23 protein-coding genes are annotated in these 21,320 nt (G+C 64.9%); 9 read left to right on the top strand and 14 right to left on the bottom strand.

Going from position 1 to position 21,320, the window contains the following annotated elements; genetic code table 11:
• Positions 1–14 precede the first annotated feature (14 nt).
• From ACODS0_RS00225 to tsaE, 3 genes are all read right to left on the bottom strand, one after another.
• Positions 15–356, bottom strand: a complete 342-nt coding sequence (locus tag ACODS0_RS00225; protein WP_055393289.1) for a cupin domain-containing protein — start codon at positions 354–356, stop codon at positions 15–17.
• A gap of 124 nt (positions 357–480) precedes the next feature.
• Complete coding sequence (locus ACODS0_RS00220) at positions 481–1,932, bottom strand: N-acetylmuramoyl-L-alanine amidase (protein WP_488831939.1); 1,452 nt, start codon at positions 1,930–1,932, stop codon at positions 481–483.
• Between the two features lie 6 nt (positions 1,933–1,938).
• The gene (tsaE, locus tag ACODS0_RS00215; protein WP_488831937.1) at positions 1,939–2,469 is read right to left on the bottom strand and encodes a tRNA (adenosine(37)-N6)-threonylcarbamoyltransferase complex ATPase subunit type 1 TsaE; all 531 of its coding nucleotides are present in this window, start codon (positions 2,467–2,469) and stop codon (positions 1,939–1,941) included.
• Between the two features lie 12 nt (positions 2,470–2,481).
• Here tsaE and queG point away from each other — a divergent pair, with 12 nt between their 5' ends.
• On the top strand, positions 2,482–3,531 hold the full coding sequence (gene queG / locus ACODS0_RS00210; RefSeq protein WP_488831935.1) for a tRNA epoxyqueuosine(34) reductase QueG: 1,050 nt from the start codon (positions 2,482–2,484) through the stop codon (positions 3,529–3,531).
• 96 nt (positions 3,532–3,627) lie between these two features.
• Here the strand turns inward: queG and ACODS0_RS00205 are convergent, their stop codons facing one another.
• A complete protein-coding gene (locus tag ACODS0_RS00205; RefSeq protein ID WP_488831934.1) occupies positions 3,628–4,305 on the bottom strand; it encodes a GDSL-type esterase/lipase family protein in 678 nt (225 codons plus the stop codon).
• Positions 4,302–5,207, bottom strand: a complete 906-nt coding sequence (locus ACODS0_RS00200; protein WP_488831930.1) for an AEC family transporter — start codon at positions 5,205–5,207, stop codon at positions 4,302–4,304. Before ACODS0_RS00200 ends, ACODS0_RS00205 begins: the two co-directional genes overlap by 4 nt.
• 127 nt (positions 5,208–5,334) lie before the next feature.
• On the opposite strand from ACODS0_RS00200, the gene ACODS0_RS00195 reads away from it, so the two are divergent.
• From ACODS0_RS00195 to ACODS0_RS00185, 3 genes are all read left to right on the top strand, one after another.
• Entirely contained in the window at positions 5,335–6,300 is a 966-nt protein-coding gene (locus tag ACODS0_RS00195) for a tripartite tricarboxylate transporter substrate binding protein BugE (protein ID WP_055398604.1), read from the top strand.
• Between the two features lie 79 nt (positions 6,301–6,379).
• Positions 6,380–7,279, top strand: a complete 900-nt coding sequence (xerD, locus tag ACODS0_RS00190; protein WP_121505825.1) for a site-specific tyrosine recombinase XerD — start codon at positions 6,380–6,382, stop codon at positions 7,277–7,279.
• A 61-nt stretch (positions 7,280–7,340) separates the two neighbouring features.
• A complete protein-coding gene (locus ACODS0_RS00185; RefSeq protein WP_488831927.1) occupies positions 7,341–8,306 on the top strand; it encodes a Bug family tripartite tricarboxylate transporter substrate binding protein in 966 nt (321 codons plus the stop codon).
• Positions 8,307–8,372: 66 nt separating this feature from the next.
• Here ACODS0_RS00185 and ACODS0_RS00180 read toward each other — a convergent pair whose 3' ends face one another.
• From ACODS0_RS00180 to ACODS0_RS00170, 3 genes are all read right to left on the bottom strand, one after another.
• Positions 8,373–9,653: an EAL and HDOD domain-containing protein gene (locus tag ACODS0_RS00180; RefSeq protein WP_218300615.1), complete on the bottom strand. Its 1,281-nt coding sequence runs from the start codon at positions 9,651–9,653 to the stop codon at positions 8,373–8,375.
• An 81-nt stretch (positions 9,654–9,734) separates the two neighbouring features.
• On the bottom strand, positions 9,735–11,000 hold the full coding sequence (locus ACODS0_RS00175; RefSeq protein ID WP_121505827.1) for an EAL and HDOD domain-containing protein: 1,266 nt from the start codon (positions 10,998–11,000) through the stop codon (positions 9,735–9,737).
• Positions 11,001–11,184: 184 nt separating this feature from the next.
• On the bottom strand, positions 11,185–11,988 hold the full coding sequence (locus tag ACODS0_RS00170) for a ferritin-like domain-containing protein (RefSeq protein WP_488831923.1): 804 nt from the start codon (positions 11,986–11,988) through the stop codon (positions 11,185–11,187).
• Between the two features lie 110 nt (positions 11,989–12,098).
• On the opposite strand from ACODS0_RS00170, the gene ACODS0_RS00165 reads away from it, so the two are divergent.
• The 3 genes from ACODS0_RS00165 to ACODS0_RS00155 all read left to right on the top strand — a co-directional run bounded on the left by ACODS0_RS00165 (position 12,099) and on the right by ACODS0_RS00155 (position 14,387).
• A complete protein-coding gene (locus ACODS0_RS00165) occupies positions 12,099–12,623 on the top strand; it encodes a gamma carbonic anhydrase family protein (protein WP_121420685.1) in 525 nt (174 codons plus the stop codon).
• 53 nt (positions 12,624–12,676) lie between these two features.
• Positions 12,677–13,669: an Hsp33 family molecular chaperone HslO gene (gene hslO / locus ACODS0_RS00160; protein WP_488831921.1), complete on the top strand. Its 993-nt coding sequence runs from the start codon at positions 12,677–12,679 to the stop codon at positions 13,667–13,669.
• A gap of 229 nt (positions 13,670–13,898) precedes the next feature.
• On the top strand, positions 13,899–14,387 hold the full coding sequence (locus ACODS0_RS00155) for a CZB domain-containing protein (protein WP_121420683.1): 489 nt from the start codon (positions 13,899–13,901) through the stop codon (positions 14,385–14,387).
• 61 nt (positions 14,388–14,448) lie between these two features.
• Here ACODS0_RS00155 and ACODS0_RS00150 read toward each other — a convergent pair whose 3' ends face one another.
• The 6 genes from ACODS0_RS00150 to pyrG all read right to left on the bottom strand — a co-directional run bounded on the left by ACODS0_RS00150 (position 14,449) and on the right by pyrG (position 19,512).
• Positions 14,449–14,943 (bottom strand): hypothetical protein, encoded by a 495-nt coding sequence (locus tag ACODS0_RS00150; protein WP_488831918.1) that lies wholly within the window; start codon positions 14,941–14,943, stop codon positions 14,449–14,451.
• A gap of 112 nt (positions 14,944–15,055) precedes the next feature.
• Complete coding sequence (locus ACODS0_RS00145) at positions 15,056–15,334, bottom strand: septum formation initiator family protein (protein WP_121420682.1); 279 nt, start codon at positions 15,332–15,334, stop codon at positions 15,056–15,058.
• Positions 15,335–15,357: 23 nt separating this feature from the next.
• Positions 15,358–16,644: a phosphopyruvate hydratase gene (gene eno / locus ACODS0_RS00140; protein WP_108626910.1), complete on the bottom strand. Its 1,287-nt coding sequence runs from the start codon at positions 16,642–16,644 to the stop codon at positions 15,358–15,360.
• 24 nt (positions 16,645–16,668) lie between these two features.
• On the bottom strand, positions 16,669–16,974 hold the full coding sequence (locus tag ACODS0_RS00135; RefSeq protein WP_488831914.1) for a DUF1330 domain-containing protein: 306 nt from the start codon (positions 16,972–16,974) through the stop codon (positions 16,669–16,671).
• A gap of 12 nt (positions 16,975–16,986) precedes the next feature.
• The gene (gene kdsA, locus ACODS0_RS00130; RefSeq protein ID WP_121420680.1) at positions 16,987–17,841 is read right to left on the bottom strand and encodes a 3-deoxy-8-phosphooctulonate synthase; all 855 of its coding nucleotides are present in this window, start codon (positions 17,839–17,841) and stop codon (positions 16,987–16,989) included.
• A gap of 12 nt (positions 17,842–17,853) precedes the next feature.
• Positions 17,854–19,512: a CTP synthase gene (gene pyrG / locus ACODS0_RS00125; protein ID WP_108496941.1), complete on the bottom strand. Its 1,659-nt coding sequence runs from the start codon at positions 19,510–19,512 to the stop codon at positions 17,854–17,856.
• 91 nt (positions 19,513–19,603) lie between these two features.
• Here pyrG and coaBC point away from each other — a divergent pair, with 91 nt between their 5' ends.
• Both coaBC and ACODS0_RS00115 read left to right on the top strand, forming a co-directional pair.
• On the top strand, positions 19,604–20,827 hold the full coding sequence (gene coaBC / locus ACODS0_RS00120; RefSeq protein ID WP_488831911.1) for a bifunctional phosphopantothenoylcysteine decarboxylase/phosphopantothenate--cysteine ligase CoaBC: 1,224 nt from the start codon (positions 19,604–19,606) through the stop codon (positions 20,825–20,827).
• Positions 20,828–20,848: 21 nt separating this feature from the next.
• Positions 20,849–21,319 (top strand): hypothetical protein, encoded by a 471-nt coding sequence (locus tag ACODS0_RS00115; protein WP_228899421.1) that lies wholly within the window; start codon positions 20,849–20,851, stop codon positions 21,317–21,319.
• Position 21,320: the final 1 nt, after the last annotated feature.

The following is a 21,320-nucleotide window of genomic DNA, read 5'->3' as shown; positions in this document are numbered from 1 at the left end:
ATCCGCTGATGGGCCTATGCTGCTTGGGTAGGCTTGAGGCACATGGTGACCAGCAGCGATGCATCCTCCACGGCTTTGAGCGAGTGCAGTGCGCGGGGCGCAAGGTGCACAAAATCGCCCGCGCGCAGTTGCTGAACGCCGTGCTCGCTGACAAATTCCACCATGCCTTCAATGCACAACACGGTGCCCTCGCCGGGGGTCTGGTGTTCTTTCATGGATTTGCCCACCGGCAGCACCACGCGTATCACTTCAAGCTGACCTGCTTTGAGGATGGCGGTGGTGACGGTTTCGGGCAAACGGTCGCCCAGGGGGCGCATGCTGACGATCTGGCCGGATTGGGCGTGGGGTAGTGCCATGGCATTCCTCCTTTCCTGCCGGTGCGCGGTGCGCGCCGGGCTGGGACGATGAAGGCTACTGTGCCTGCACTTCGCGGCCCGCGCAAGGCGGGGGAGTCACCATTGGGGTGTCTTGAACAGGTTCTTACACCGAACGGCTGCGCGCCAGCGGCGGGTTCTTGGCAAAGTAACGTGTGATGCCGCGCATCAGCGCATCGGCCAGTTGTTCCTGGTAGGCACTGCTGCGCAGGCGCTTTTCTTCTTCGGGGTTGCTGATAAAGGCGGTTTCTACCAATACGCTCGGAATATCGGGCGCCTTCAGCACGGCAAAACCTGCCTGCTCCACGCGGGGCTTGTGCAGCTTGGCCATGCCGCCGATCTCGCCCAGCAGCACGGTACCCAGCTTCAGGCTGTCGTTGATCTGTGCGGTGGTGCTCATGTCCAGCAGCGCGCGCTGCACGTGCTGGTCTTTGGACTGCACGTTGATCCCGCCCACCAGGTCGGCCTGGTTTTCCTTGTTGGCCAGCCAGCGGGCAGCCGTGCTGGAGGCGCCACCCTGGCTCAGCGCAAACACGCTGGCGCCCCGCGCGGCGGGGGTGGTGAACGCGTCGGCGTGGATGCTGACGAACAGGTCGGCCTGCACGCGCCGGGCCTTTTGCACGCGGGTGCCCAGGGGCACAAAGTAGTCGCCGTCGCGCGTCAGGTAGGCGCGCATGGGGTTGCCGCCCACGGTGGTGGCGTTGATGCGATCGCGCAGCAGGTGCGCCACGCGCAGCACCACGTCTTTTTCGCGCGTGCCTGCGGGGCCGATGGCGCCGGGGTCTTCGCCGCCATGGCCAGGGTCCAGCGCCACAATGATGATGCGGTCGGTCTGGGTGGATGTAGCACGGTTGCCGGGGCGCGCGGGTTCTGGCGTTGGCGGCGCGGTGGCCACCATGGGTGGGGGCTCGGGCGGGCCAGGGCGCTGGCTGCGCTGCGCAATCAGGTCGCCCAGCGGGTCGTGCTCGGGCGCTGCGGGGGCGCGCGCTGCGGCGGCGTTGGCCGCAGCAGCGGCCGTCAGCGGCGGATTGGGTGCGGGGGCGGGCTTGGCGGGGGCCTCGCGCAGGCGTTCGGCAATCAGCGCCTCCAGCGGGTCCACCGGCGCGGCGGGGTACAGGTCAAACACGAGCCGGTGCTGGTAGGCCGCCACGGGGGGCAGCGTGAACACCTGGGGCATGGCCGCCTGTTTCAGGTCGACCACCAGACGCACCACACCGGGCGCATTCTGGCCCACGCGGATGCCGGCGATGTTGGGGTCGTCGGGCTTGACCTTGGCCACCAGCTCGCGCAGTTCGGGGCTCAGGTCGATGCCCTCGATGTCGACCGCCAGCCGGGGCGGGGTGGTCACGAAAAACTGCTTGGCCACCAGCGCACCGTCGGATTCGATGGTCACGCGCGAATACTCGGGGGCGGGCCACACGCGCACGGCCAGGATGGTGGCGCCGCGTGCAATCTGCTGCGTGCCCAGCAACAGCACCAGACTGCCCGCCTGCAGCACAGCGCGGCGCGAGGGCAGGGGGGCAGCGGGGGGATGAGCGGGCAGGGTGGGTTCGTTCACGGCGTCTCAGAGTGCTTGCAGCAAGGCACGCCCGATGGGGGTATGGGCGTGCACGGTGACTTTCCTTTCGGTGTCGTCGATTGCTTCAATGTGGATAGCAAGGTCCGCAAGCGGGGTAAGCGCTGCAGCCTTTTCCGGCCATTCTGCCACCTTGAGACCGGGGTTGGCAAAAATGTCCCTGAAACCCGCATCCTCCCACTCGCGCGGGTCGTCAAAGCGGTAGAAGTCAAAGTGCCAGATGGCGAGGCCCGGGGCCTCGTGTGGCTCCACCACGGCGTAGGTGGGGCTCTTGATGCGGCCCTGCACGCCCAGGGTGCGCAGCAGGTGGCGCACCAGCGTGGTTTTGCCCGCGCCCAGGTCGCCGTGCAGGGTTACAAAGGCATTGGCCAGCAGAGGCTGTGCGGCCAGGCGCTGCGCGAAGGCGGTGGTGTCGTCCTCGCTGTGCCAGGTGAAGTGGCGCGAAGCTTCGGCATGGTGGGCAGAAGCAGCATGGTTGCCACTTTCTACAATCTGGCCGGTATGTGGTGCAACAGTCAACTCGTTCCTCAAATGCAGGAGTGGGCCCGCGAGCTGGGATTTTCCCAAATCGGCGTGGCGGGGGTGGACTTGTCTGCGGCAGAGCCCGGGCTTGAGGCCTGGTTGGCGCAGGGCTTCCATGGTGACATGCATTACATGGCATCCCACGGCATGAAGCGTGCCCGCCCGGCCGAGCTGGTGCCCGGCACCGTGAGCGTGATCACAGCGCGCATGGATTACTTGCCGCGCGATACCGCCATGGACGCGCCCGAAGGCTGGCAGACGGCGGAGCTTTCGCGCCTGCAGCGCCCGCAGGAGGGCATCGTCTCCGTCTACGCCCGGGGCCGGGATTATCACAAGGTGCTGCGCGCGCGCCTGCAAAAACTCAGCGACCGCATCGCCGAGGCCATCGGCCCCTTTGGCCACCGCGTGTTCACCGACTCGGCCCCCGTGCTGGAGGCGGAGCTGGCCGCGCGCAGCGGCCAGGGCTGGCGCGGCAAACACACACTGTTGCTCAACCGCGAGGCGGGGTCGATGTTCTTCCTCGGCGAGATCTATGTGGACATGGCCCTGCCCGAAAGCGCGCCCGTCACCGCGCATTGCGGCAGCTGCAGCGCGTGCATTGACGTGTGCCCCACGCAGGCCATCATTGCGCCGCACCGCGTTGATGCGCGGCGCTGCATCTCGTACCTCACCATCGAACACGCCGGGCCCATCCCCGTGGAACTGCGCCCGCTGATGGGCAACCGCATCTATGGCTGCGACGACTGCCAGCTGATTTGCCCCTGGAACAAGTTTGCCCAGGTGAGCCGCCTGCCGGACTTTGACGAGCGCAAGGGCCTGGCGGGCCAGCAGCTGGTGCACTTGTTTGCGTGGGACGAGCCCACCTTTTTGCGCATGACCGAAGGCGGCCCCATCCGCCGCATTGGCCACGAGCGCTGGCTGCGCAATGTGGCTGTGGCGCTGGGCAATGCGCTGCGGGCGACGGGCGACGAGGCGGTGCGTGCGGCATTGCAGTCCCGCGCCGACGACACCAGCGAGCTGGTGCGCGAACATGTGGTCTGGGCGCTGAATTTTGAGTGAAATTGGCACCTAGCGCTTGATGGATAAGCGCAAACAGCTATCAAAATAAGAGCATTGGTGCCGCTTTGCTGCGGCGTGTTGCTTTTGCTCTTGCGGCTACCGCGCCAGCAAACCTGTGTCTTTGAGGGTCAACACCAGCCCCTGGGTAAATTCTTCATACCCCGCAGCATTGGCATGGATCTGGTCCGCCCGCAGCCGCTCCTGCCCCAGTACACCCGACCAGCCTTTGCTGTGCAGCGGCACTTTCAGTTCGCCGGCGATCTCTTCGTACATCGCGTGGTCGCTCAGGCGGCCTACCGCCGCCAGCATTGTCAGCTCGGGCACCGCCACCAGCAGCACCTGTGCGCCGCTGGCCTGAGCATCGGTGCAGATCTGGCGGATGTTGCTGCGGGTGGCGGTGGCGCTCTGGCGGCGCAGAAAGTCGTTGCCGCCAATGCTCACGATCACCAACGCCGGCTTGTGCTTTTGCAGCAACCCCGGCAGGCGCGCCAGCGCATCGCCCGAGGTGTCACCCGAAATGCCACCATTGACCACCTTCCAGCCTGTCAGGCGTGCCAGCACGGCCGGGTAGGCGGTGTCGGCCGAGGCACCCACGCCCGATGTCAGCGAGTCGCCCAGGGCCAGCACGGTGGCATCGGGCGGCAACGATTGCGCGCGCGGGGTTTTGCGCCCGCAGCCCACCAACGGCACAAGCGCCAGTGCCCCCAGGCTTGCCATCAACGCGCGGCGGCTTGCCAAGGCGTCGGAACCCAGGGCTCCGCGGGAATCGGTCATCGGAGAAACCCCAGCGCAAACGGCAGGCTGACCATGCCCAGCAATGTGGAGAGCGTCACCAGCCCCGCCACATACGGCCCGTTGTAGCCCATGCGCGCTGCCAGCACATAGCAGGTAGAGGCAGTGGGCAGGGCCGAGAACGCGAGCAGCATGGTGGTCTGCACGGCGTTGAGCCCAAACAGCCGCGCCATCGCAAACGCCAGCAGGGGCTGCACCAGGTGCCGGATGGACAACACCGCCAAGCTCAGCGCCTTGCCGCGCGAGAGCAGGCCAAACTGCAGGCCTGCGCCCGCCGCCATCAGCCCCAGCGCGAGCGACGCCGCACTGATGCGGCTGACCGTGGGGCTGGCCCATTCCGGAATCTGAAAGCCCAGCAGGTTGGCCACCAGGCCCGACACCGTGGCGACGATGAGCGGGTTGCGCACCAGCTCGCGCGCAAAGCTGTGCTGGCCATGCCGCGCCATGGGCCACACGGCCGCCACGTTGAACAGCGGCACGCACACGCCGATCAGCACGGCAATCATCAGCAGTCCCTCAGCGCCCGCCAGGCGCTCGGCAATGGCCAGGCCAATGAACGAGTTGAAGCGGAACGCCACCTGCGCGCTGGCCGCGTGGTCGCGTGCGTCGATGTGCTTGCCCAGCCAGGGCCAGTGCGGCAGGCTGTAGGCCAGCGCAATGCCCGTGATGCCCATGGTCAAGCCCGCAGCGATGAGGCCGGACGCAGCGCCGATGTCCACTGGGCTCTTGACGATGGACTGGAACAACAGCACAGGGAAGAGCAGGTAGTACACCAGGCTCTCCACGGGTTGCCATACCGAGCGGTTGAGGGCGGTGTACCGGCAGATGAGGTATCCGCAGAGGATGAGGGAGAAGTCCGGGATCAGGAGCTGGGCGTAATTCACGTGCCGAGAATACTTGATCCGTGTCAGTCTCTGCGGGTTAGCCCTTATGTGGAATCCGCAGGGCTCCAAGGCAGCCATTGCGCATACCATCAGCGCTGTTTGTTACCCCCGTTCGAAGGAGAACTCCATGCATCGTCGTCAATGGCTCGCGCTGACCGTACTGGCTGCCGCCGCAGGCACCGCAGCCGCCCAGGGCTACCCCAACAAGGTGATCAAGCTGCAGGTGCCGTTTGCACCCGGTGGCACCACCGACATCATTGCGCGCGTGATCGCCGACCCGCTGGGCAAGGCCCTGGGCCAGAGCGTGATCGTGGAGAACAAGGCCGGTGGCGGCGGCATCGTGGGTGCGGCAGAAACGGCACGCTCGGCCCCAGACGGCTACACGCTGGGCGTGGCCACGGTGTCCACCACGGCCGCCAACCCCGCCATCAACCCCAAGACCCCGTACAACCCGCTGACGGACTTCACGCCCATCATCAACATTGCGGCCACGCCCAATCTGATTGCCGTGAACCCCAGCTTCCCCGCCAAGGACTACAAGTCGTTTGTGGCCGAAGTGCAGAAGAACCCCGGCAAGTACTCGTATGCATCGTCGGGCACGGGCGGCATTGGCCACCTGCAGATGGAGCTGTACAAGAGCCTGTCCAACACCTTCGTCACGCACATCCCCTACCGCGGTGCGGGCCCGGCGCTGAACGACACCGTGGCCGGCCAGGTGCCGATCATCTTTGACAACATTCCATCCGCGCTGCCCTTCATCAAGGACAACCGCCTCGTGGCCATCGCTGTGGCCGCGCCACAGCGCGTTGCCGCACTGCCCAATGTGCCCACGTTCAAGGAACTGGGCCTGGAGCCCGTGAACCGCATGGCCTACTACGGCATCCTGGGCCCCAAGGGACTGCCCAAGGACATCGTTGACAAAATCAACGCCGCCGTGCGCACCGCACTGCAAGACCCGGCCGTGAAGAAGCGCATCGAAGACACCGGCTCCATCGTGGTGGGCAACACGCCCGAGCAGTTTGCCGAGCAGATCAAGGCCGAGTTCGCGGTCTACAAGCAGGTGGTCGCCAAGCAGAAGCTGACGCTGGAATAAGCAAGCGCCGTATTCCATACTTCTCAGTCAAAGCCGCCCGTTGCCACGGGCGGCTTTTTTACGTGCTATCGTTTTTTGCATGCTTGCCACCAGCCTGACCGCCATCGACACCTTTGTGGACGCCCTCTGGCTGGAGGACGGGCTTTCGCGCAACACGCTGGCCGCCTACCGGCGTGACCTGACGCTGTACGCGCAGTGGCTGGCCGACCAGCAGCCTCCGCAGGCGTTGGACGGCACGGCCGAGCACCATCTGCAGGGTTACTTCGCCGCCCGGCATGCGCAGACCCGCGCTACGTCTGCCAACCGGCGCCTCACGGTGCTGCGCCGCTACTTTCACTGGGCGCTGCGGGAGCGGCGCATCACGGTCGACCCCACGGTGCGGCTGCAGGCAGCACGCCAGCCCCTGCGCGTGCCCAAGACCTTGTCGCAGGCGCAGGTGGAAGCCCTGCTGAATGCGCCAGACGTCGGCAACCCGCTCGGGCTGCGTGACCGCACCATGCTGGAGCTGATGTACGCCAGCGGCCTGCGCGTGACGGAGCTGGTCACACTCAAGACCTTTCAGCTAGGCCTGAACGAGGGCGTGCTGCGGGTCATGGGCAAGGGCAGCAAGGAGCGGCTCGTGCCGTTTGGCGAAGTGGCCCGCCAGTGGCTGGACCGCTACCTGCAGGAGGGCCGCAGCGCCATCCTGGGCGGGCAGCAGACAGACGACCTGTTCGTCACCCAGCGGGGCAGCGGCATGACGCGGGTCATGTTCTGGGTCATCGTGAAGAAATGGGCGCAGGTGGCGGGCATCACCGTGCCACTGTCGCCCCACACGCTGCGGCACGCGTTCGCCACGCACCTGCTCAACCACGGTGCAGATTTGCGGGTGGTGCAGTTGCTGCTGGGCCACGCCGATATTTCCACCACCACCATCTACACCCACGTGGCGCGCGAGCGGCTCAAATCGCTTCATGCGCAACACCATCCGCGCGGGTAGCGCAGGCGCCCTGGTTGTGGTGCCCCTGCGGATACACGCCCTTTCACCCAAGGAAACATTCATGAAAAAACTATTTGTCGGCGCGTTGCTGCTGAGCACGGTCACCCTGGCCATGGCGCAGGCCTGGCCCACGGCCAAACCGATTCGCATCGTGGTGGCCTACCCCGCCGGCGGCGTGAGCGACACGGTGGCCCGAGCGCTGGCCGACAAGCTGGCTGTGCAACTCGGCACCCCCGTGGTCATCGAGAACAAGGCCGGTGCGAGTGGCAGCCTGGGCGTGGACGCGGTGGCCAAGGCGGCTCCCGACGGCTACACCCTGGGCTTTGCGGCGGTGAGCCCGCTGGCGCTCAATCCGCACCTGGGCAAGTCGCCGTTCGATCCCCAAAAGGACATTGCGCCGGTCGTGAGCGTGATGTATTCACCCGTGCTGCTGCTGGGCACTTCCGCCAGCAAGGCGGCGGATTTCAAGGACCTCATCGCCGCCGCACAGGCCAAGCCGGGGGCTGTGCGCTGGGCGACCTCGGGGCAGGCGTCGCTGGGCCACATCATGCTGGAGCAGATCATGGGCAAAAGCCAGGTGCAGATCACCCATGTCCCCTACAAGGGCGGCGGCCAGCAGATGAACGACGCGCTGGGCGGCCAGTACGAGGTGTTGTCCACCAACGCGGGCCCTGCCGTGCTGCAGCACATCAAGGCGGGCAAGCTCAAGCTGCTGGCGGTGGGCGCACCAGCGCGACTCGACTCGCTGCCCCAGGTGCCCACGCTGGCAGAGTTGGGCCAGCCTGCTGCCAACCTGTCTTCACTGTTTGGCATCTATGCGCCAGCGCAGACGCCAGTGGCCGTGCTGGAGCGCATCAATACCGAGGTGAACAAGGCGCTGGCTCTGCCCGACATCCGCAACAAGCTCGAAGCCACGGACAACGTGCCGACCGGCGGCACGGCTGCCGAATTCGCGCGCCAGATTGCGCAGGAGTCGGAGAACAACGCGCGCATCATCCGCGCGGCGGGCATCCAGGGAAATCAATGACCGCCTGAAAAACCACGGGCCCTGGATGACCAGGGCCCGTACCGGCAAAGGTGTTTCTGGGACGAATCAGTCTTCGTTGAGGCTCTCGGCCCAGGTCAGCGCCTGCAGGTGGGCCCAGTTGACCTGGCGGTTGGACAGGTGCAGCGCATCGGCGTTCTTGGCAAAGGCCACTTCGTCGCCGCTTTCGCAGGCCTTGGTCAGTTCCAGGAAGGGCGCGAACACACCGGTACCGCGCAGCAGGGCGTCCATCACGGGCTCGGGCAGGGCCACGGATTCGAGCGCCTTTTCAATCGGAACCCCCAGCATGGTGTCCAGCAGCGAGAACACGCCCACCACAAAGGCGTTGTCACATTCTTCGGGTGGCAGCAGCTCGGCGGCCAGCAGCTCCATCAGGCGGCCGCGCACCACGGCGGTCTGGCCCACGGCTGGGGGCGCGCCGCCGGCGCGGGACGTGGTCATGAGCAAGGCCGCCCAGCGGAACAGCTTCTTGAGGCCCAGGATCATCACCGCATGGCGGAACGAGGTGATCTCGCACGACAGACCAAAACCTGAGGAGTTGATGAAGCGCAGCAGGTTGAAAGACAGCGTGGGGTCTTTCTTGAGCAGATCTTCGATCTCGGCCGTGCTGGCCTGTTTGCGCACCAGGTTGATGAGCTGGATGATCGTAGCCTGCGAGGGGCGGATGGTGGTGGCCTTCACCAGCGAAGGCTGGGCAAACCAGTAGCCCTGGAAGAGCTTGACGCCCAGGCCGCGCATCAGCTCGTACTGTTCGGCGGTTTCCACCTTTTCGGCCACCAGCGTGGCCTTGCTGTGGGTGGTGGAGAACTTGACCAGCGGCCCAGCCAGTTCAGGCTTGAAGGCCTGCATGTCGAGCTTGATGAAGGAGGCCATGGGCAACCAGCTGGTGTAGGCGCGCTTGAGGGCCTGCTGGTCGAATGCCAGGCGAAAACCGCGCGTGCGCAGGGCTTCCAGCGTGGGAATGCGGCCTTCGATCTCCTCGGGCGTGGCGCCGTCGGGTAGAGGGGGGACTTCCAGCACCACCTTTTCGGGGTGGATCAGTTCCAGGTGGCCGCCCGAGAGGCTGTCATGCGTGCAGTTGATGAACACCGTCTTCTTGCCGACCAGGGCCTCGGTGCCGGCGTACGACAGGGCGTTGAACAGCAGGGCAGCGTCGCTGGCAGCTGTGTGAGCGTCGGAGGCGGTAGACCGGTCAAACAGCTCATAGCCATAGACAGCGCGGGATTCGTCCACGATGGCCTGGCGCGCAATGATGGCGATGTTCTCGTCTACAGGGTCAACCGCAGGCGATGCAGCTTCGGGGGCGTCTTGTTCAGGTGTGGTCGACATGGGGTCTGCTGGAGTGATGTGCTGGGGTCTGCAATGATTCTAGACCTGCACGTGGCGTGCGCCTATCAATCAATGTGAGCTTCAGTCGGTGAGTTGGTCCGCCCAGGCCAGGGCTTGCAGGTGCGCAAAGTTGATCTGCTGGCTGGTCAGGTGCAGCAGGCCCGCCGTGCGGTCGAACACCACATCGTCGCTGGATTCGCAGGCTTCGGCCAGGGTCAGCAGGTCTCCCAGGAAGCCTTCTCGCCGCAGCAGCGCCGCCGCCACGGGCTCAGGCACGTTGAGCAGGCCGAGCGCGGATTCCATGGGCATGGACAGCATCACGTCCAGCAGCGAGAAGATGCCTACGACGAAGGCCTGGTCGGCTTCTTCGGGCGGAAGGGTTTCGAGCGCCAGCAGTTCCATGAGGCGGCCCCGCACCACGGCGGTCTGGCCCACAGACGATGGGGTGCCGCCCGTGCGCGAGGCAGTGAGCAGCAGCGCTGCCCAGCGGAACAGTTTTTTCAGGCCCATGAGCATCACGGCCTGGCGGAAAGACGTGATCTCGCGCGACAGGCCAAAACCTGCCGAGTTGATCAGCCGCATCAGGTTGAAGGCCAGGCCAGCGTCTTTCTTGAGCGTTTCTTCGATGTCATCGGTGCTGGCCTGTTTGCGCACCTGGTTGATGAGTTCAATGATGCTGGCCTGCGACGGGGTCAGCAGCTTGGCCTCGACCAGCGCGGGCCGTGCGAACCAGTAGCCCTGGAACATCTGCACGCCCTGGCTGGAGACCATGTCGTACTGCTGAGCAGTTTCCACTTTTTCCGCGATCAGTTCGGCCTGGCAGTGGCGCCCGGCGTAGCTGATCAGCACGGCCAGCTGGTCGGGCGCCAGTACCGAAAGATCCAGCTTGATGTAGTCCGCCAGCGGCAACCACGGGGCATACGCGGACTGCAACACCGTGTGGTTGAACGCCAGGTGAAAGCCCCGGTCGCGCAGCTCGGTCAAGATAGGCAGGCGCGTGGCGACTTCTTCGGCCGCAGTGTGGCCCAGTGGAGGAATTTCGAGCACCACCTTGTCGGGCTCCACGAGTTCGAGGTGGCCACCGGAAAGGCTTTCATGCGTGCAGTTCACGAAGATGAGCTTTTTGCCCACCAGCTCTTCAGTGCCAGCGTGCGAAAGGGCGGTGAAGACCAGGATCACGTCGGTGGCGGCCGTGTGTGCGGCGCCGCTGCGCGAGCGGTTGAACAGCTCATAGCCGACCACCACCTGCTGCGCATTCACGATGGCCTGCCGCGCGATCATGGCGACCGAGGACTGGTTGCCGGAGGGCGGTGCGGTGGGAGTGCCGGGGGCAGTGGGTGAAGTCATGGAGGGAGTATCGAAGAAAGAGGGGCCAGTGTCAGCGGGCGGGGCTGGCGCGGCAAATTGTAGGAGCCGCTGCGGGCGCGCGCTGTAACCAGGAATTCAGACAGGGCTTGCATACATTGGGATGCGCCAGCCTTCTCGCCCTGGGATTGGCCGCTTGACGGAGCCTTGTTTTGCGCAAGCCATGTCAGATCTGCTGGAGCCAACGCAGCTCGTTGTCAGTGAACCCGGCCTTGCGGCGGGCGGCTTCGTTGAACGGGGGTTTCAGGCGGGGGGCTTCGTACTGCTTGACCAGGGTGCCATAGTGGGCTTCAGGGTCTACCCCTTGGCGCTCGCACAGCCAGCGGTACCAGTGGTTGCCGATGGCCACATGGCCCACCTCGTCCCGCAGGATGGTATCGAGAATACCCACGGCGGCCAGCGCATCGGGCGTGCCCACTTGGCGCAGCTTGGCCTGAATCTGCGGCGTGGCGTCCAGCCCGCGCGCCTCCAGGGTGCGCGGCACCAGCGCCATGCGGGCCAGGATGTCGTGCTGGGTCTTCTCGCACATCGTCCACAGGCCCTGGTGGGCCGGGAAGTCGCCATAGTCATGGCCCTGGCGGCGCAGGTGATCGCGCAACAGGCGAAAGTGCCGGGCCTCTTCCCCAGCGACCAGCATCCAGTCGGTGTAGTAGCTGCGGGGCATGCCGTCAAAGCGCCATACCGCGTCGAGTGCCAGATTGATGGCGTTGAACTCGATGTGCGCAATGGCGTGGATCAGAATGGCGCGCCCCTGTGGAGTGGCCGGCGAACGGCGGGCGACGTCGGTATGGCGAAGCAGCTCCGGCCGCTCGGGACGGCCAGGCAGTGCACTGGCGTCGGATGGGGGAGTGGGGGATTGTTCTGCTATCGAAAGAGTAGCTGATTGCGCTTGCAGGTCAAGCACTGCGGCCGCTTTTTGTTCAGGGTCTGCAAGGCACAAGACCTGCAGTGCACGGTGGCGAAGCTCCATCCTTACAATTCTAGGCCCTGCCATGCGGAACACGGCGCACGCTTTGTAACGTCTGGCGACTTCCCTGGGCCTGTGCAAACGCTGGCCTTTCCTCTTTTTTGGAGTGGTGCATGGCGATTTACGAACTCGATGGCATGGTGCCCCAGTTGGCGGCATCGGCCTGGGTGGCGGACAGTGCCCAAGTGATGGGCAATGTGGTGCTGGGCGAAGACGCCAGCGTCTGGTTCGGCACGGTGATCCGCGGCGATACCGAGACGATCACCATCGGCGCTGGCTCCAACATCCAGGATGCCAGTGTCTTGCATGCAGACATCGGCAAGCCCCTGGTGGTGGGTGAGCGTGTGACGGTGGGCCACCAGGTCATGCTGCACGGCTGCACCATCGGCGACGAATCGCTCATCGGCATTGGCGCCGTGGTGCTCAACGGCGCCAAGATCGGCAAGCATTGCCTGGTGGGCGCGGGCGCGCTGGTGACCGAGGGCAAGGAGTTCCCGGATGGCTCCATGATCATCGGCAGCCCTGCCAAGGCAGTGCGCGAACTGACCCCCGAGCAGATCGAAGGCCTGCGCCAGAGCGCCCAGCACTACATCGACAACGCGCGCCGCTATCACAACGGCCTGCACAAGCTCGCCTGAGCGGCGGCCACTTTTTTCGTTGCTGCCGTCCACTTTTCTCCTGGAACCCCTGCGTGTCTGAACTCCACAAGTTTCTTTTCGATGGCCTGCCCGTGCGCGGCATGATCGTGCGCCTGACCGATGCCTGGACCGAAATCCTGCGCCGCCGCGCCAGCAACACCAGCACGGGGGCCTACCCTGCGCCCGTGAGCGAGCTGCTGGGCGAGATGGCCGCCGCCGGTGTGCTCATGCAGTCCAACATCAAGTTCAACGGCGCGCTGGTGTTGCAGGTGTTTGGCGATGGCCCCGTAAAGCTCGCCGTGGCCGAAGTGCAGTCGGACCTGAGCCTGCGAGCCACGGCGACCGTGAACAGCGAGGTGCCAGAGGGCGCAGCCCTGAGCCAGATGGTGAATGTGGGCGGTGGCGGCCGCTGCGCGATCACGCTCGACCCCAAGGACCGCCACCCGGGCCAGCAGCCCTACCAGGGCGTGGTGCCGCTGTATGGCGACCGCCACGAGAAGCTGGAGCGCCTGTCCGACGTGTTGCAGCACTACATGCTGCAGTCCGAGCAGCTGGACACCATCCTGGTGCTGGGCGCCAATGACCAGGTGGCTGCGGGCCTGTTGATCCAGCGCATGCCGATCAAGGGCGAGGGCAATTTGGCCGCAGGCCTCACGCACCGCGAGAACGAAGACCAGATCGGCCACAACGAAGACTACAACCGGATCGCCCACCTGGCTGCCAGCCTCACGCGCGAAGAGCTGCTGAACCTGGACGTGGACACCATCCTGCGCCGCCTGTTCTGGGAGGAAAAGCTGCTGCGCTTCGAGCCCCAGCAGGGCGCCAGCGGCCCGCGGTTTGCCTGCACCTGCAGCCGTGAACGTGTGAGCAACATGCTGCGCAACCTGGGCGTCGAAGAAGCCGAGAGCATCCTCTCCGAACGCGAAGACATCGAGGTGGGCTGCGAGTTCTGCGGGCAGCAGTACCGCTTTGACGCGGTCGATGCCGCGCAGATTTTTGTGCCACCCACCGTCAGCCAGCCGCCCGGACCCTCCGGCATCCAGTAGGGCATCTGGTAGGTCTTCCGGCGCCCGTCGCAGCCACGGCTGCCTGCGCTCCACGGGCCAGCCGACGTGCCGGGCGGATGACCATCGTTGACAATCGCACGCGCTTTATCACGCTGTGCGCCCCTAAGATGTCGCCTTCCACACGGCAGGTTCTCTGCAAGGCCACCCCAGGGGCAGGCCCGCAGTCGCACCGCTTTCTTGGTGTGGTGCTGCAAGTGCAAGAGGAGCTATGGGGTTACTACGCCGTGTGTTTGGGGGTGCCCGGGGGCAAGAGGCTGTGCCTTCCCTGGAGCTGTGCGACAGCAGCCGGGCTTCCGGCACGCAGGATTCGCTGCGCGCGGACACCGTGCTGGCGGCCCTCGACATCGACGCCGCCATCAATGCCCACGAGCGCTGGAAAACCCATCTCATGGACTACCTGGAAGGCCGTACCACCGAGGGTCTGGACCCTGCGGAGGTGCGCCGCAGTGACCGGGGTGCCCTCGGGCGCTGGCTGCATGGGGTGGGCGGTGAATTGCTGGGCGACCAGCCTGCGTATGCGGTGCTGATGGCACGCCACCAGTATTTCCACGAACAGGCCGCGATGCTGGTGGAGCTGGCCCAGCAGGGCGAGTGGGACAAGGCCGTGCAGGTGCTCCATGGCGGCTACCGCTATGGCTCCAGCCAAGTGGTGCTGCTGCTCAAGGAGCTCAAGCGCGGTCTGGTGCAGCAGGCCTGATCTCATCCCTCTACCTCCATCCCCTCCACGTTTTTTGGGGATATGCCTCGGGTCGCGGGTTTTAGGTGGAGCCCGTGTCCCGCCCCATCAGTGCAGTGAAGAGTCGGTGTTCGCATTCGGGATCACTGCATTTTTCGCAGTTCCAGGCGCGCAGGCGGGGCGCTGTCCGGGTACTGGAGCCAGAATCTGAATCGAAATTGCCTCTGGCGCTTGATGGGTATGTACTAGAAGCTATGTTTTTTATAGCATTCAGCGCATTGGCAATGCGCTGCTCACCGTGGCCATACACAACGCGATAGCCCATACCCACCTGGGTCAGATCCGCACGCAAACGTGCATCGGCGGCTTCCTGTGCGGCCCGCTCGCTGGTGGGGCAGGGCAGATCCAGCCCCATGAGCAGAATCAGGCTGGCATCCACGGCCCCCTCAGAGGGCAGGCCAGGGTTGCAGAGAATTTGCGCGGAGCCGGGGGCAAGTTGCGCGTGGAGCGCATCGCGCAGCGCCTGGGCCCCGGTGCCGGGCGCGCCGAGGAGAACAAGGGTGGGCGGGAAGGGCACGGTGGCAGGGGGGGCAGAAGGTGGGGTGTCGTCCCCAATCCACCATCAAGACATCCGAAGGGCAGTTTTTGGGGGCCGGGGCACTGACCCCAGGAGGGGCGAACACAAGGACTCAGCGTGGCGTGAACTGCACGTAGACCTCGTTGGGCTTGACCATGCCCAGTTCGCTGCGCGCCTTTTCTTCCACCATGTCGAGCCCTTCCTTGAGGTCATGCACCTCGGACGACAAGCGCTCGTTGGCCAGCTTGGCCTGGTCATTGGCAGCCTTTTGCACATCGATTTGCCGCTGCATCTCGTTGACGCGCGGCACGCTGCCCCGCCCGAGCCAGAGCTGGGCGTGCAGCGCTGCCAGCAGAGCCAGCAGGATCACAGGCACAAGGCGGGAGCCCATGGCTCGCTCGGGCTGGATGGGGATCAGCGCAGGTTATAGAACGCAGCGCGGCCGGGGTACTGAGCGATTTCACCCAGGTCTTCCTCAATGCGCAGCAGCTGGTTGTATTTGGCGATGCGGTCAGAGCGGCTCAGCGAGCCGGTCTTGATCTGGCCTGCGTTGGTGCCCACGGCGATGTCGGCAATGGTGCTGTCTTCGGTTTCGCCCGAGCGGTGCGAGATCACGGCGGTGTAGCCTGCGCGCTTGGCCATCTCGATGGCGGCAAAGGTTTCGGTCAGCGTACCGATCTGGTTGATCTTGATCAGGATCGAGTTGGCAATGCGCTTGTCGATGCCTTCCTTCAGGATCTTGGTGTTGGTCACGAACAGGTCGTCACCCACCAGTTGCACCTTGTCGCCCAGGCGTTCGGTCAGGTGTTTCCAGCCGTCCCAGTCGCCTTCGTGCATGCCGTCTTCGATGCTGATGATCGGGTACTTGTCCACCCAGGCCGCCAGCATGTCCGTCCATTGCTGGGCGGTGAGCTTGAGGCCGCCTTCGCCTTCCAACACGTAGTGGCCGTCCTTGTAGAACTCGCTCGCGGCGCAGTCCAGGCCCAGGGCGATCTGCTCGCCCGCCGTGTAGCCCGCAGCTTCAATGGCTTGCAGGATCAGGCGGATGGCGGCTTCGTGGTTTTCAACGCTGGGGGCAAAGCCGCCTTCGTCGCCCACGGCAGTGCTGATGCCCTTGTCGTGCAGAATCTTCTTGAGCGCGTGGAACACTTCGGCGCCCCAGCGCACGGCTTCGCGGAACGTGGGAGCGCCCACGGGGATGATCATGAACTCTTGCAGGTCCAGGCTGTTGTTGGCGTGCGCGCCGCCGTTGATCACGTTCATCATGGGCACGGGCAGTTGCACGCTGCCCATGCCGCCCAGGTAGCGGTACAGGGGCAGGCCGGACTCTTCGGCGGCAGCACGGGCCACGGCCATCGATACAGCCAGCATGGCGTTGGCGCCCAGGCGGCTCTTGTTCTCGGTGCCGTCCAGGTCGATCAGGGTCTTGTCCAGGAAGGCCTGCTCGGAGGCGTCCAGGCCCAGCACGGCTTCGCTGATCTCGGTGTTGATGTATTCCACAGCCTTGAGAACGCCCTTGCCCAGGTAACGGCTCTTGTCGCCGTCGCGCATTTCAATGGCTTCGCGGCTGCCGGTGGAGGCGCCCGACGGCACGGCGGCCCGGCCCATCACGCCCGATTCGAGCAACACGTCGCATTCGACGGTGGGGTTGCCGCGGCTGTCCAGAATTTCGCGACCTACGATGTCAACGATTGCGCTCATTTTTTTCCTTTGGATAGATAGAGGTCAGACCGGGGCGTCAACGCCTTCGACCAGCACCATATTGAAAAACTCGGTCGCACCGGCGCGCTTGCTGCGCGCGGCACGGTACAGCTCGGCGTCGTAGAAAGCCTTGGCGGCATCGAAACTGGGAAAGCGCAGCATCGCCACGCGCGCGGGCGTCCAGTTGCCTTCCAGGGTCTCGAACTTTCCGCCGCGCACCAGGTATTCGCCACCGTGGGCCTTCACGGCTGTGGGCGCGGCCGCCATGTAGTCTTTGTACTGTTCGGGGTTGGACACTTTCATGTCCACGATGATGTAGGCAGCGGGCATGGGGTCGTCCTGTTAGTTGAAGTTGTTTTCGAGAAATCCGCTTTTCTTCGTGATGTCATCCAGTGCCACCAGGGTTTCGAGCAGCGCCTTCATGTGCTTGAGCGGCACGGCGTTGGGGCCGTCCGACCAAGCCTCAGCAGGGCGGGGGTGGGTTTCCATGAACAGGCCCGCCACGCCCACGGCTACACCGGCGCGGGCCAGCACGGGCACCATGTCGCGCGCGCCACCACTCACGGCACCTAGGCCGCCGGGTTTTTGCACCGAGTGGGTGACGTCAAACACCACGGGCGCACCGGAGTTGCGCATCTCGGCCAGGCTGGTCATGTCGGCCACGAGGTTGTTGTAGCCAAAGCTCACACCGCGCTCGCAGGCCAGGAAGCGGTCTTCCGACAGGCCAACTTCGGCCGCTGCAGCCCGGGCCTTGTCGATGACGTTCTTCATGTCCCAGGGCGCCAGGAACTGGCCCTTCTTGATGTTCACCGGCTTGCCGCTTTGCGCCACCGCGCGGATGAAATCCGTCTGGCGGCATAGGAACGCAGGCGTTTGCAGCACGTCCACCACGCTGGCCACCTCGGCCACGTGCGAGGTGTCGTGCACGTCGGTCAGGATGGGCAGCTGCAGCTGGCGGCGCACTTCATCGAGGATCTTGAGGCCAGCGTCGATGCCGACGCCGCGCTTGCTGGTGCCGGAGGAGCGGTTGGCCTTGTCGAACGAGCCCTTGTAGATCAGCGGAATGCCCAGCGGCGCGCAGGCTTCCTTGAGCTGGCCTGCGACATCGAGCGACATTTCCAGGCCTTCAATGGAGCAAGTGCCCGCGATCAGGAAAAAGCGCTGGTCCAGGCCAACGTTGAATCCGCACAGCTGCATGCTTGAGTCCCCTTATGCTTTTTTTGCGGCTTGCTGGTGTTCCACTGCGGCCTTGATAAAGGCGTTGAACAGCGGGTGGCCGTTCCAGGGCGTGGACTTGAACTCGGGGTGGAACTGCACGCCGATGAACCAGGGGTGCACGGTTTGCGGCAGCTCCACGATTTCGGTGAGTTCTTCACGCTGGGTCAGCGCCGAGATCACCAGGCCCGCCTTGCGCAGCTGGTCCAGGTAGTTCACGTTGGCTTCGTAGCGGTGGCGGTGGCGCTCGGTCACCACGTCGCCGTAGATGCTGTGGGCCAGCGTGTCCTTGGACACGTCCGAGCTCTGCGCGCCCAGGCGCATGGTGCCGCCCAGGTCCGAGTTTTCATCGCGCTTCTTGATGGTGCCGTCTGCATCCTTCCACTCGGTGATCAGTGCGATCACGGGGTGGGGCGTGGTGGGGTCGAACTCGGTGCTGTTGGCGTTGGCCAGGCCTGCCACATGGCGGGCGTATTCGATGGTGGCCACCTGCATGCCCAGGCAGATGCCCAGGTAGGGCACCTTGCGCTCGCGGGCAAACTGCGCCGTGGCGATCTTTCCTTCCACGCCACGCTGGCCGAAGCCGCCGGGCACCAGGATGGCGTCGTATTTGGCGAGCTTGGCGGCCGCGTCGGCGCTGTCGATGGTCTCGGAATCGACATGGTCGATCTTCACGCGCACATGGTTGCGCATGCCCGCGTGGCGCAGGGCCTCGTTGACGGACTTGTAGCTGTCCGACAGGTCCACATACTTGCCGACCATGGCGATGGTGACTTCGCCCTGGGGGTGTTCGGTTTCGTACACCAGGTCGTCCCAGCGCTTGAGGCTGGTGGGTGGGGTGTTCAGACGCAGCTTGTCGCAGATCAGGCCATCGAGGCCCTGTTCGTGCAACATCCGGGGCACCTTGTAGATGGTGTCCACGTCCCACATGCTGATCACGCCCCATTCGGGCACGTTGGTGAACAGCGAGATCTTGGCGCGCTCTTCTTCAGGGATCCGGCGGTCGGCGCGGCACAGCAGGGCGTCGGCCTGGATGCCGATTTCGCGCAGCTTTTGCACGGTGTGCTGGGTGGGCTTGGTTTTCAGCTCCCCCGCTGCAGCGATCCAGGGCAGGTAGGTCAGGTGCACGAAGGCTGCGTTGTTTGGGCCCATGCGCAGGCTCATCTGGCGCACGGCTTCCAGGAACGGCAGCGATTCAATGTCACCCACCGTGCCGCCGATTTCGACAATGGCCACATCCACGGCATCGGGCGTGCCGATGCCGGCGCCGCGCTTGATGAATTCCTGGATTTCGTTGGTGACGTGGGGAATGACCTGCACGGTCTTGCCCAGGTAGTCGCCGCGGCGTTCCTTTTCCAGCACGGACTGGTAAATCTTGCCCGTGGTGAAGTTGTTGGTTTTCTTCATGCGCGTTTCGATGAAACGCTCGTAGTGGCCCAGATCCAGGTCGGTTTCTGCGCCGTCGTCGGTCACGAAAACCTCGCCGTGCTGAAATGGCGACATGGTGCCCGGGTCTACGTTGATGTAGGGGTCAAGCTTGATGAGGGTGACTTTGAGTCCCCGCGATTCGAGGATCGCGGCAAGGGAGGCTGAGGCGATTCCCTTACCGAGGGAAGACACCACACCGCCGGTGACGAAGACAAATTTGGTCATGTCTTTTTTGGTGGTGGGAAATTGGGATTATAGATGGCACCCCGGCGACACCCCCGGGGGCAGGGTCACCCCCGTCTGCTAAATTCGCGCCATGAATGAGCTTGCTGGCAAACACATTGTTCTGGGTCTGAGTGGGGGCGTGGCTTGCTACAAGGCAGCCGATCTGTGCCGCCAGCTCATCAAGGAGGGCGCCACCGTGCAGGTGGTGATGACCGAGGCGGCTGAACAATTCATCACGCCGGTCACCATGCAGGCGCTGTCTGGCCGCACGGTGTACGGCTCGCAGTGGGACGCGCGCGAGCCCAACAACATGCCCCACATCAACCTGAGCCGCGACGCGGATGCGATCCTGATCGCGCCTTGCAGTGCGGACTTCATTGCGCGCCTGGTGCAGGGCAGGGCGGACGAGTTGCTCAGCCTGCTGTGCCTGGCGCGTCCCGCTCAGCGCGTGCCCCTGTTGCTGGCCCCTGCGATGAACCGCGAAATGTGGGCGCACCCGGCCACGCAGCGCAATCTGGCCCAGGTGGCGCAGGACGGTGCATTTGTGCTGGGCGTGGGCAACGGAGACCAGGCTTGTGGCGAGACTGGCGATGGCCGCATGCTTGAGCCTGTGGAGCTGCTGGAAGAGTTGATTGCCTTCTTCGCGCCCAAGGTCCTGGCGGGGCGCAAGGTGCTGGTGACGGCGGGGCCCACTTTTGAGGCGATCGATCCCGTGCGTGGCATCACCAACCTCTCGAGCGGAAAGATGGGTTTTGCCATTGCCCGTGCGGCCCGCGAGGCCGGTGCCGAAGTCACTTTGGTCGCTGGGCCTGTGCATGTGCCCACGCCACGTGGGGTGCAGCGTGTGAATGTGCAGTCGGCCCAGGAGATGCTGGCGGTTGTACAGCGCCATGTGCAGGCGGCGTCGGTGTTCGTTGCCACCGCTGCCGTGGCGGACTGGCGGCCCGCCAGCCAGTCCTCCCAGAAAATCAAGAAAGACGGATCGGGCCAGACACCGACACTGGGTTTCGTGGAAAACCCCGACATCCTGGCCATGGTCGCGAAGTCATCGCATGCCCTGGAGGGTGATCTCTTTTGCGTCGGTTTTGCTGCTGAAAGCCATGATCTGCTGGCCCACGCCACGGCCAAGCGTGCGCGCAAAGGGGTGCCGCTGCTGGTGGGCAACATTGGCCCTGCCACCTTTGGGCAGGATGACAATGCCCTGCTGTTGGTGGACGCCCAAGGGCACCGCGAGCTGCCCCGGGCTTCCAAGCGGGTGCTGGCCCAGCAGCTGATCGGGGAGATTGCGGCGCGGTTGTCCCCTGTGGGTTCCTAGAGGTCTTTGCCGGGAGGCCGTATGAAGACTGGTGCCACCAAGCCTGAATGGGATACGCCGCCCGATGGCGACTTTGCACGCTACGTGGAACGGCTGACCGCGCCTGCACCTGCCAGAGGTGTACAGGCTCCAGCCCCTGGCTCCACCACCGCCCAGAAGCCCGCTGGGGCGGGTGGGGTGCGCCCGGCGCCCCAGTCCGGTCCGCCGGATCTCGCTCTGGTTCTGAAGCCTTTACTGGGCGTTGTGCGTGCGGTGCGCGCCGTGCTGCTGGTGTTGATTGCCTTGCACGGGGTGGCGCTGTTCATGTTCAGTCAAGGGTCTTTGCCGGGGCTCGCGGTCATGGCGGCCACCTGGTGGGGGTTGGGGCGTTTGATCGACGTGGCTCCCAAGGCCCTATCATCCGCAGCCTTCGGGGCCGCGTCTGGCGTGGAGCCCTTGCAGGAGCGGCTGCGGCAAGTGGCCCAGCAGCGCACAACTGGAAAGAAGAAATAGC

The organism is Acidovorax sp. FG60 (assembly GCF_057808995.1).
This window is presented reverse-complemented; position numbering and strand designations above follow the sequence as displayed.

What these genes read in the sequence shown, in the direction of transcription:
- ACODS0_RS00135 (WP_488831914.1), bottom strand. Translation starts at nt 16,974, where the DNA reads ATGCCCGCTGCCTACATCATCGTGGACATGAAAGTGTCCAACCCCGAA.
- ACODS0_RS00175 (WP_121505827.1), bottom strand. Translation starts at nt 11,000, where the DNA reads ATGACTTCACCCACTGCCCCCGGCACTCCCACCGCACCGCCCTCCGGC.
- ACODS0_RS00185 (WP_488831927.1), top strand. Translation starts at nt 7,341, where the DNA reads ATGAAAAAACTATTTGTCGGCGCGTTGCTGCTGAGCACGGTCACCCTG.
- ACODS0_RS00145 (WP_121420682.1), bottom strand. Translation starts at nt 15,334, where the DNA reads ATGGGCTCCCGCCTTGTGCCTGTGATCCTGCTGGCTCTGCTGGCAGCG.
- ACODS0_RS00115 (WP_228899421.1), top strand. Translation starts at nt 20,849, where the DNA reads ATGAAGACTGGTGCCACCAAGCCTGAATGGGATACGCCGCCCGATGGC.
- ACODS0_RS00180 (WP_218300615.1), bottom strand. Translation starts at nt 9,653, where the DNA reads ATGTCGACCACACCTGAACAAGACGCCCCCGAAGCTGCATCGCCTGCG.
- pyrG (WP_108496941.1), bottom strand. Translation starts at nt 19,512, where the DNA reads ATGACCAAATTTGTCTTCGTCACCGGCGGTGTGGTGTCTTCCCTCGGT.
- ACODS0_RS00205 (WP_488831934.1), bottom strand. Translation starts at nt 4,305, where the DNA reads ATGACCGATTCCCGCGGAGCCCTGGGTTCCGACGCCTTGGCAAGCCGC.
- ACODS0_RS00195 (WP_055398604.1), top strand. Translation starts at nt 5,335, where the DNA reads ATGCATCGTCGTCAATGGCTCGCGCTGACCGTACTGGCTGCCGCCGCA.
- ACODS0_RS00165 (WP_121420685.1), top strand. Translation starts at nt 12,099, where the DNA reads ATGGCGATTTACGAACTCGATGGCATGGTGCCCCAGTTGGCGGCATCG.
- ACODS0_RS00155 (WP_121420683.1), top strand. Translation starts at nt 13,899, where the DNA reads ATGGGGTTACTACGCCGTGTGTTTGGGGGTGCCCGGGGGCAAGAGGCT.
- coaBC (WP_488831911.1), top strand. Translation starts at nt 19,604, where the DNA reads ATGAATGAGCTTGCTGGCAAACACATTGTTCTGGGTCTGAGTGGGGGC.
- queG (WP_488831935.1), top strand. Translation starts at nt 2,482, where the DNA reads ATGCAGGAGTGGGCCCGCGAGCTGGGATTTTCCCAAATCGGCGTGGCG.
- ACODS0_RS00225 (WP_055393289.1), bottom strand. Translation starts at nt 356, where the DNA reads ATGGCACTACCCCACGCCCAATCCGGCCAGATCGTCAGCATGCGCCCC.
- xerD (WP_121505825.1), top strand. Translation starts at nt 6,380, where the DNA reads ATGCTTGCCACCAGCCTGACCGCCATCGACACCTTTGTGGACGCCCTC.
- kdsA (WP_121420680.1), bottom strand. Translation starts at nt 17,841, where the DNA reads ATGCAGCTGTGCGGATTCAACGTTGGCCTGGACCAGCGCTTTTTCCTG.
- ACODS0_RS00170 (WP_488831923.1), bottom strand. Translation starts at nt 11,988, where the DNA reads ATGGAGCTTCGCCACCGTGCACTGCAGGTCTTGTGCCTTGCAGACCCT.
- eno (WP_108626910.1), bottom strand. Translation starts at nt 16,644, where the DNA reads ATGAGCGCAATCGTTGACATCGTAGGTCGCGAAATTCTGGACAGCCGC.